This window comes from Arcticibacter svalbardensis MN12-7 (genome assembly GCF_000403135.1).
GTDB lineage: Bacteria > Bacteroidota > Bacteroidia > Sphingobacteriales > Sphingobacteriaceae > Arcticibacter > Arcticibacter svalbardensis.
On record NZ_AQPN01000148.1, the window covers coordinates 1 to 10,230 of the forward strand.

At 34.0% G+C, this 10,230-nt stretch carries 4 protein-coding genes and 1 pseudogene; 1 reads left to right on the plus strand and 4 read right to left on the minus strand.

Annotated elements, in window-relative coordinates:
- Nucleotides 1-352 precede the first annotated feature (352 nt).
- Both ADIARSV_RS19995 and ADIARSV_RS20000 read right to left on the minus strand, forming a co-directional pair.
- Complete coding sequence (locus tag ADIARSV_RS19995) at nucleotides 353-1,864, minus strand: RagB/SusD family nutrient uptake outer membrane protein (RefSeq protein WP_016197510.1); 1,512 nt, start codon at nucleotides 1,862-1,864, stop codon at nucleotides 353-355.
- A 9-nt stretch (nucleotides 1,865-1,873) separates the two neighbouring features.
- The gene (locus ADIARSV_RS20000) at nucleotides 1,874-4,924 is read right to left on the minus strand and encodes a SusC/RagA family TonB-linked outer membrane protein (protein ID WP_016197511.1); all 3,051 of its coding nucleotides are present in this window, start codon (nucleotides 4,922-4,924) and stop codon (nucleotides 1,874-1,876) included.
- 646 nt (nucleotides 4,925-5,570) lie between these two features.
- Here ADIARSV_RS20000 and ADIARSV_RS21695 point away from each other — a divergent pair.
- Nucleotides 5,571-5,672: pseudogene (locus ADIARSV_RS21695) on the plus strand (IS1595 family transposase); the annotation flags it as partial.
- A gap of 176 nt (nucleotides 5,673-5,848) precedes the next feature.
- Here the strand turns inward: ADIARSV_RS21695 and ADIARSV_RS20005 are convergent.
- Together ADIARSV_RS20005 and ADIARSV_RS20010 are read right to left on the minus strand one after the other, a co-directional pair.
- The gene (locus ADIARSV_RS20005) at nucleotides 5,849-8,434 is read right to left on the minus strand and encodes a hybrid sensor histidine kinase/response regulator transcription factor (RefSeq protein ID WP_016197513.1); all 2,586 of its coding nucleotides are present in this window, start codon (nucleotides 8,432-8,434) and stop codon (nucleotides 5,849-5,851) included.
- Nucleotides 8,431-9,867 (minus strand): ligand-binding sensor domain-containing protein, encoded by a 1,437-nt coding sequence (locus ADIARSV_RS20010; protein WP_016197514.1) that lies wholly within the window; start codon nucleotides 9,865-9,867, stop codon nucleotides 8,431-8,433. Before ADIARSV_RS20010 ends, ADIARSV_RS20005 begins: the two co-directional genes overlap by 4 nt.
- Nucleotides 9,868-10,230 lie beyond the last annotated feature (363 nt).

Below are 10,230 nucleotides of genomic sequence, written 5' to 3' on the forward strand. Positions count from 1 at the left end.
TTAGTTATATTAAAATTGATGATTAAACTAATAGTACTAAGATTGGGAGTATGAATTAAAAGGAATGAATCAGCTAAAATAAACTCGCTGTTATTTTTCAACAACAAATCAGATATAAGATTACACTCCATAATTTGCATTAAGGTCCACCGATCATCGGGTCTTCCTCAGGGTCAGAAACGTTTGATTCAATTTTGCACATTTTTTGGATATCTTGTTAGAGGGCTTGATGTTTTAATTAAGTTCTGGCACTTTTGTGAAGAAGTATCATTCAAATTAAAAATAATTAGCACCTAGTTTACAGTAATTCAAATAGAAAGATTTTAAGAAAAAAACCTACTGTTTACATCTTTTAGTATTTAGGATTTTGTTCCAACTGTGGGCTATATTCTAGTACTGTGGCAGGTATTGGCCATAAATAATCTCTACTTGGATTAAATGCATGCTGATATATTATTACTCCTGTTAAAGATTTAACAGGTGCGTTCATCACTGTTTCTGCTGTTTTCCAACGTTTTATATCGAAAACGTAAGTTCCTTCACCAAAAAATTCAATCCTTCTTTCGTGGCGTATTAGAGGTTGCATTTGTAGCTGAGATTGGTATATCACCTTTGGCATACCTGCCCTTAAACGCACCAAGTTAATACTAGCATCAGCAATAGTTTGTGTCATTTGTCCAAGCTCATTGATTGCTTCTGCATACATTAATAAAATATCAGCATACCTAATAATCTGGTAATTTATCTCTGATTGTCCATCTATAAGATATGCAGTTGGTTTGGCTTCATCGTAAATGGTGTATTTTTTAACCGTAGCACCAGTTGAAGGGTATTGGGTAGTGGTTACTACTCTGCCTGCAAAAGTACTGTTTGGGTAAGCAATGGTTTGCGCAAAGCGAGGATCACGATTAGTATATGAATTCTGTGGATCATATAATGCTGATGTGGTTATTGGAAACCCGTCCTTCATATAATAATCATTTACTAGGTCAAGGCTTGGCGATTCATAGTCGTAACGTTCTAAACTGATATCATAACTGGTTTTCTGAGCTTTTGCATCATTTTTAAACTGTACATCAAATATTACCTCACTATTATTTTCATTAGCTAATGAAAACAGGTTACGGTAGTTTGCAAAAAGCGTGTACTTTTTCAAATCCATTACAGCTTTTGCCGCATCAGCAGCCTTTTGCCATTGCCCACTGAATAAGTAAACTCTGGCTTTTAGTGCCAAAGCTGCACCTTGGGTCACCCGTCCAACATCTGCACCAGAATAACTTAATGGCAGTACTGGACTTGCGGCATCCAAGTCACTTAAAATAACTGCCTGAACTTCGTCGTGTGTATTTCTTGGCAATTGCTGGTCTTCTGGCTTCGCTTTGTCTAATATAATAGGAACACCACCATAAAAATTCAGCAAATCAAAATAGTACAATGCTCTTAAAAATTGTGCTTCTCCTTTTATACGAGCTTTTAAAGTCGCATCCATTGTAATATTATCAATATTAGCCAATAGATCATTTGCCCGGCCTATTCCTTTATAATTGGCAGCCCATCGGGTTGCAAAAATTGCATTAGTTAATGGTGAAGCCAGTCCTTGGGAAATGGTTTGTACTTGATTAACATTGGCATTACTCCCTGCATTAGGAGTAAGATTCTCTAAAAGCATAGGCATAGAGCCTCCGTAAAGTGCACTATTTGTTAGGTCCTGGTAAATACCATTTACACCAGCTATCGCATCATTACTGGTTTTCCAGAAATTAGCAGAGGTATATCCATCATTTTTGGTGGTTTCCAAAAAATCTTTTTTGCAACCTGCCGTACCAGTAATAATAACTATCAGTATTAAATATATCTTTTTCATTTTCTTGATTTAGAAGGTTACGTTTAAACCGAAAGAAACTGTTTTGATCGCAGGGTAATCGAAATCACGATCGGATGTAATGGTTCTTTCAGGGTCTGCATCTTTATAATTAGTAAAAGTGATTAAATTTTGGGCGTTAGCATATAAGTATATGTTTTTGACTCCAACTTTACCAGCTATATTAGCCGGTAATTTATAACCGACTTGAATATTTTTCATACGCAAGTAAGAAGCATCCTGAAGCCAAAATGTAGAAGCCTGTCCATTTGATACGCCACCACCTACCTGCAAACGGGGCAATGTTGCATTAGTATTGGATGTGGTCCATGCATCAGTAAGCCATTCATTTGTTAAACCCCCACCACCTGTGAATGGTTTATTTAAGATTCCAAAAGGCATAGAGGTAACATCTTTAACGCCCTGGAAGAATATCCGAAAATCAAAATTGCCATATCCCCCACCAAGATTAACGCCATAAGTATATTTCGGCACACTGCTTCCAGTTACTATTCTATCATTATTGTCAATTTTGCCATCCCTATTCACATCTTCAAACTTGAGATCGCCGGGAGCAGTTTTGGCTCCTGCGATAACAGTCGATGCGTTCACCTCATCAATTGTTTGAAAAATACCTGTAGAATGTAGTACGTAATAAGAATTAATTGGCGAACCCACTATGGTAATCTGGTTACCAGAATAAAGCGGGGTACCGCCATATAATTCTAATACCTTATTACTATTAACTGCACCATTAAATGATATATTGTAATTGAATTTTCCTACCTTATTTTTATGTCCCAAAGTAACTTCTAGACCAGTGTTACGAACCTTTCCAATGTTTTTAACTGGTCCTTGCAAATCGCCTACTATAGATCCAAGTATGGTAGATTGCAAAATATTATCGGTAGTTTTATTATAAAATTCCACTTCCATATTTAATTTATTTTTAAAAAATTCGGACTCCAGACCTAGGTTGCCAATGGTTGTTGTTTCCCAAGTAATATTGGGATCTGAATAATTTTTAGCATAAATAGCTGCTGCAGTAACACCTCCAAAAGAATATCCACCTATGTCGTAATTATTACTATACAGAAAGTTGCCTATTCTCTCATTACCCAATGATCCATAGGATGCTCTCAGTTTTAATGTTGACAACCATTTCAGGTCTTTTAAAAAGTCTTCGTAACCAATATTCCACCCTGCAGAAGCTGAGGGGAAGAAACCCCATTGATTGTCAGGAGAAAAACGAGAGGAGCCGTCATATCTGAAACTGGCCTCTAATAAATATTTGCTTTTATAGTCATAATTAACTCGTCCAAAATAGGATTTCAATTTGCTAACGTAAGCTGTGTTGGTTGTGCCATTAAATGTGGGGTTAGTGGAACCGGCACTAATATCTGTTAGATTATCTCCCACAAAGCCATCTACATAACCGTTAAAATCATCGCTTTGGCTATCCTGCAAACTATAACCTCCCAGTACTTTAACATTATGATCTTTATTAAGAGTATGTTCCCAGTTTAACGTTTGGAATAATGTTAGCGAGTAATCATTCAAAGAGTTCCTAATAGCACTACGCGGTTTAATATCACCCTGAAAGTAGTCGCTACTTGAAAAAGTGTTGGTTTTATTATTATAAAGAGTAATAAGCGGAGCAAAATTTTTCTCCATACTATTGAGGTTATTTAAGCCACCAGTAATATTGTATTTAATATTAAACGGAAGTTTTACAGTGGCTGAAATATTGGTTAGCAAACGGTTACTAGTTGTGTTGTGCATACCCTCCGTAGCCAAGGAATAAGGATTTCTGAAAACATTTTGCCCGTTCAATTTATAAGGCTGATCTGCATAATAAGTTTGCCCATCATTTGGATTAATAGCAAATGCCTGTTGGAATGGCAGCGCCCTGTATATAATGTACATCATATTATAAGGGGTTAGCAAAGACTGATCTTGACTCAATCGAGTACCAAAAAGACCCAAACTCACATCTAGCCATTTAGTAACATTACTAGTTAAGTTTGTCGAAATAGAGTATTTTTTTGCTGATGAGCCCTCAAGAACCCCTTGATTATCTAGATAATTTAAAGCAATAGAATAAGTGTTTTTATCGCCACCTCCAGACACCCGTAAGTTGTGACTTTGGCTTGCTGAATTTTTGAACATTACATCAAACCAATTGGTATTGGGTATTGTAGATGGGTTAGCCCTCAAATCGGCTAAGGCGTCAATAGCTACATTATCAGTAATACCATCATTTGCTTTAGCTGTAATAAGAGCTTGAATTACTTGTTCTGAATTATTAGCAATATCTGGTAGCGATATAGCTTTAGAAACCCCATAGTATCCCGAATATTCGATACTAGATGAATTCTTTTTTCCTTTCTTAGTAGAAATAAGGACTACGCCATTAGCAGCCCGATTACCGTAAATGGCGGCTGATGATGCGTCTTTTAAAACTGATATTGTTGAAATATCATCAGGATTTAAATCTCGCATGCTACCTTCTATACCATCAATCAAAATTAAAGGCGAATTATTTCCCAATGAACCAAGGCCTCTTATTCGAATATCGGCACCGTCGGCTCCAGGTTGACCCGATGACTGATTAACATAAACCCCTTTTGCTCCCTGCAGTGCTTGTGTAGCGTCGGTTATTGGACGGTTGTGTAAAAATGCACTATCCAGGGTAGTAATCGAACCGGTTAAATTTACTTTTTTTTGTGTGCCATATCCCACAACAACTATTTCATTGAGCTGTGTTGATAAGTCTTCTAATGTAATATTTATAACGTCGCGATTATTGACAAGTTCTTCAACGTTTTTAGATCCTATGTAACTAAACACAATTACATCAGTTCTGTTGGCTTTGATGCTGTAATTTCCACTACCGTCTGTTGAGGTTGCAACTTTACCGATTTTTAACTTTACGACTACCCCTATCAGTGGATTACCAGCTGAATCTGAAACCTTTCCGCTGATAGTTTTTACTTGGGCTAAAACCTCTTGGGCTAGCATTAAACAGCAAAGCAAAAGTAGTTTTGTGAATTTTTCTTTCATCTAATTTTAAATTATAGGTTATATTTAGTTACACCTTGTGGAAGGATTCATCCCTGCAGATCACAATATTGGTTTAGATAAAATTATAAATGCATAAGGTACAACTTATCTCAAAATAGAGTAAAATCGTATCAATAATAATGAACTGATAATCAGCGGTTTAAAAAAATCTTATAAATTGTGATAGTATTCAGATTTACTTTGTTTCGTATTCCTATATAATAGAACCTTAAAAGAATATTCAGAAAGCCCTTGCTTTTAATAGCATTTAAGAAGGTTCGTTTATATACAACATCTACTCCATAAAATATTTGGAAAAATAGTTGTTAAAAGCTTTTTCGACATAAATGAAAAAATTCGGATACCATAAGTGCTTATCCATATTTTTATTTATCATAGATTAAAAAATGAGACTTTCAATAGAGAAACGGGTGTTATTTTCTTCGATCTACAGAATTGTATACAATATTTTCAACTATAATTTTTCATACAGAAAGTCACCAGAAAAAACTGGGATCCACTAAAAATATGGTTAATTTTAATAATTTACTACTACAGTCGCAAGGTATTGAAATTCAGCCACATTAATATACATTTTTAAAGCTGTAAAGATAATTTCTTATCTTTCTCGAAATAAAATTTGGTTATGGAATCATTTAAAGGTGAGAGCATGGTTGATTTTTTTGACACATTCATAACGGATTTGGACTGTTTGGGTTATCTGGCATCCATAAAATGGGGAAAAGGAGTATGCATACGGGCTACGCCCTCACCAATTCTCATTGATTAGATCTGTGTATTGTTCCAGCGGTGAGGCATAAGGTCGCTATATTTCCCGTCATATTCAGGGTAAATAACTTTACATTTCTATCAATTTTTTATATTTATTAAGGTTCAAAAACTTAAAACCAAGGTTTACTTAGTTTACTTAATATAATTTGACGGAGGAACTCCAAACTCTTTAAAAAAACACTTACTGAAATAATTAGGAGTTTTAAAGCCGGTTTTAAAAGCAACCTCTGATATAGTGTATTTTTCGGATTTAATATATACTGCGGATTTCTTTAAACGGGTTTTCCTGATAAAATTTGATGGGGATTCCCCAAAAAGTTGTTCCATTTTACGATAAAATGTAGCCCTACTCATCCCTATTTCATCAGCTAAATAATCAACTGTTAAAAATTTGGAACCAATATTGGCATCGATCTTATTGACTACTTTATGGATAAAAATTTCATCTGCCGAATCACTTTCGTCAATTAGTTGGGTGGCTACTACCACCTTTTGTACATTTTGTACCAAATTCTTTTGTTGGCGCAACATTGCTTTAACACGCCATTTAATGAGTTCTAAACTAAAAGGTTTTTCAATAAAATCATCAACGCTTGATTTAAAAGCTACCAATCTTTGCTCTTCAGAGTTTCGGGCAGTCATAATTAAAAAAGGTAAAAACGACCATCTCTTGTCTTTTTTTAATTGTATACATAGGGTCAAACCATCCATATTAGGCATTGATAAATCACTTAAAACCAGGTCAACCTGTTGTTTTTCCAACATCTTTAATGCCTCTAAACCATCTCCTGCTTCAATTACCGTAAAATCTTTATTCAATGTTTCATTTAATAAGGTTCTAATCTGCGGATCATCATCTATGATCAAAATTATTTTACCGCTTATTTTATCATCTATCAAAATAGATGAATCATTTGGATGTATTATACTTTGGTCGATGTTATCATCATCTGGCAATATAATAGGTGTATTTTTTATGTTTACTTTAAGCTCGTTATTGGCATATTCATCCTGACTGATAGGTATTTTAAGTTCAACTACCGTAAACACCAGCGGCTCACTATCTATACATATTTGACCATGATGGATATTAATCAGCCTCGATACAAGGTTTAAACCTATGCCATCTCCTTCAAACTCCTTCTTATTATTCCTTACATTGTCTCCTCTATAAAACGGGTCTAAAATCTTCTTAATATTTTCTTTTGGAATACCAACACCATTATCTGTTATTTTTATAATTAATATTTCCCTTGGCGATGAAGATGAGTTTTCTTGTTCTACTGAAACAGAAAATTTCACTTTTCCGTTAACTACAGAGTATTTTATGGCATTCCCTAATATATTCAATACAATTATCTCTACTAGTTCCTTATCATACCAACCCTCATCTGTATTGAGTTGATTAGCAAAGTTTAATTCTACATTTTTTAAAATTGCTAAAGGTTTTAATTCTTCAATAATATGTTGTAAATGGTTTTTTATATTTTCTTTTGATACGTTGAGCATATAACCCCCGCTTTCGTTTTTACGGATATGGATAATTTGATCCGATAATCTTTTTAAACGTTGAGCCTGCTCATATAAATTGTTAAGTACAATCTGATTTACTTTTTTGCCATGTAAAGCTTCCTCTAAAGGACCTAAAATTAAGGTTAGCCTATTTTTAATTTCGTGAGATAAATCGGCAAATTGCACCATCCGTTTATGGTGTAGCTCGGTAACTTCTTGTTCTATCTCTAAATCTTTATTTAATTTATACCATCTCCGTCTCAAATAAAATATGCCAATCCCGCAGGCTATAAAAACGCAAACATATAAAAACCAAGCAAATGGTGTATTCCAAATATTTGCAGCTACAGTAATATGTAATTCGGAAGGGGTATTTAGCCACTCTCCTCTGCTATTTGAGCCCCTTACCTGAAAATCATACTCGCCCGGTGATAAATCTGAATATTGCACTTCAGCATTGATTCCTCTAATGAAACTCCACTCTTCATCTTTACCTTTTAACCTGTAGGCATAATTTATATTTTCCGGATTGGTATAATCTAATGCGGCAAAACCTATACTTATACTGCTTGATGAGGCTAATGAAATTTTGTTGGTTTTTATTATATCGTTTAAAAGATTGCTGGCAGAGCTGTCTTTTTTATTTAAGATATTAAAACTAGTCCAAACTACAGGCAAAACCCTCGATGATTCTGATTTTGGTAGATATGCTACCTTATAAAAACCGTTGCCACTACTAAAAAAAAGTTGATTGTTAGGACCGTTGCAGCCCACTCCAAAATTAAACTCAGGATTAAATATTCCATCATCTAAACCAAACGAAAAAAATGGCAACATTTGACTATCATCATATTTTGATACTCCATTTAGGGTTGATACCCATATTTCGCCAGATGTACTTTCTTCGATATCGCAAACGGTATTAGAGGGCAAACCCGATGAAATATTATAGACAATAAAATCATTAAAAGATGGTCTAAATTTTAATAACCCTTCACCTCTAGTTCCAATCCATATATCCCCTTTATTGCTTTCTTTTATACAGACAATACGGTTTGACGGAATACTTAAAGGTCCGCCTTCATTATAATGGTAAATTTTCTTTTTCTCTAAATCTATTCTTACAACTCCATCTCCTCTACTAATTAACCAAATCTGATTGTGGCTATCTTTTAAAATGCCGAATAAATGTATTTTACCGATCACACGCTTAATCTCATTAAAAAATTCTCTTTAGTGATTTCCGATTTTGGTTTACAAAACCTTACAAGGCCTTGTCTCCAAGACGTAATCCACCATTCACCCTGAGCAATCTCCGCCATATCAGTCACATCGTTTGGTAAGTGACGATCACTATATTCCAAGTAGGCATCACTATTTGCATCAAAAATCTCAAACATCTTACCAGACCCCACAAGCATTAAACTGCCATCGTAAGCTCTCTTTATAGAGTTAAACTCTTTATAAGGAATTGGAAATTTGGAAATTTTATTGCTCTTAAGCTCCAATTTATATACCCCTTCCGCCGAGTTTAAAATCCAAATTCTATCTTTGTGATCGTAAAAAAGATCATTTATGGTATTGCCATCCTTTGCATCTCCGGCAAAATCACTATAGAAAGAAACACCGATCTTTTGCCTCTTAATTTTGTATAATCCTTTTTGCGTACCTATCCAAATATTTAAAGATTTATCCACAAATAAAACCTTAATATAAATGTTGCTTAATTTAATAAAATCCTGAACTAGTGATACTGCCGTGGGCTTATCTTGCTGATCAGCTATTGCGAAAATTTTATTTGATGTTGCGGTAATAATTATTTTTTGAGGATCGCCAACCAACTGTTTCAACCCATTTATATTTAAACCCGAATTTTCAACTAGATAACTATTATTGCCTTTTAAATGGTTTAATTGATACAAACCATTATCTAAAACAACAAACATTTTACCTAAATCGCTACCAAATACTTTTTGAACATTATTATTGATACCCGTATAAATAAGCTTTTTATTTTGTTGATCTATTTTAAACAAACCTTTATTAGTAGCTATAAATAGCTCGCCGTTAGTGTTAAAATACAGTTGATTGATTTTTACATTCTGAAACCCAGAAGTTTTAAGCAAGCTTAGATAAGGCGAAAGTTTATGGCTCGATTTTTTTGAGTTAACCTTATAAATTTCTTGTTTGCTATTATAAAACCATATTTCCCCAGCTTTAGAAACTAATACTTCAGAAACAAACTCATCACTAGTAGTTACAACCTTTCTGTAACTTGACAGAGGGTTAATAATACCTACCCCACTTTCTGTTGCAACAATGATATTCCCATTCTGATCTTCTGTTATACTATTGATAGAATTATTTAAAAATTTGGTTTGAGTATAATTACTCATGTCAAAATTTGTAAGCTCATGGGTATCATACCTAAAAAGCCCTGCATTGGTACCAATCCATAAATACCCTTTTTTATCTTGAAAAATACACCTTACAGATTGTCGTGGAAACCATTTTTCCTCATCTAAATGGGAATAATAATGATTTATTTCCTGCGCAGCTGTTTTAAATTGGGATAATAAGGCAAAACAAATAACAGCTAAAAAATATCTTAATAATGACAGAAATTTTGTGGAATGCATTTATTTGAGGTTAGTAGTCAAAAATAACGGATTAAATTGCTTAACCAAAATAACTGCTTAAAATATTTTTCTGAAAATTTGCCTATTATATATAAATAGAGGTAATATCAAAAAAATAGCTAACCTATGAGGTAAATCTTATATTCATAACCTGAATTTGATAATTAAACAGGAGGGTCTGCTGAGAAAGTAAAAACATTTTGATAATCAGTTAGTTATTCGGATTTTAGGGATATTAAGTGCAAGGAAAGATGAAAAAAACGGTAAGCTTGTCCGCAGGACATAGCCTATCCTACAGACATTCACCTTTTAAATTCGTCCAGTAAAAAACAGAAGAACTGATCGATCTTATCTTTGATGCGA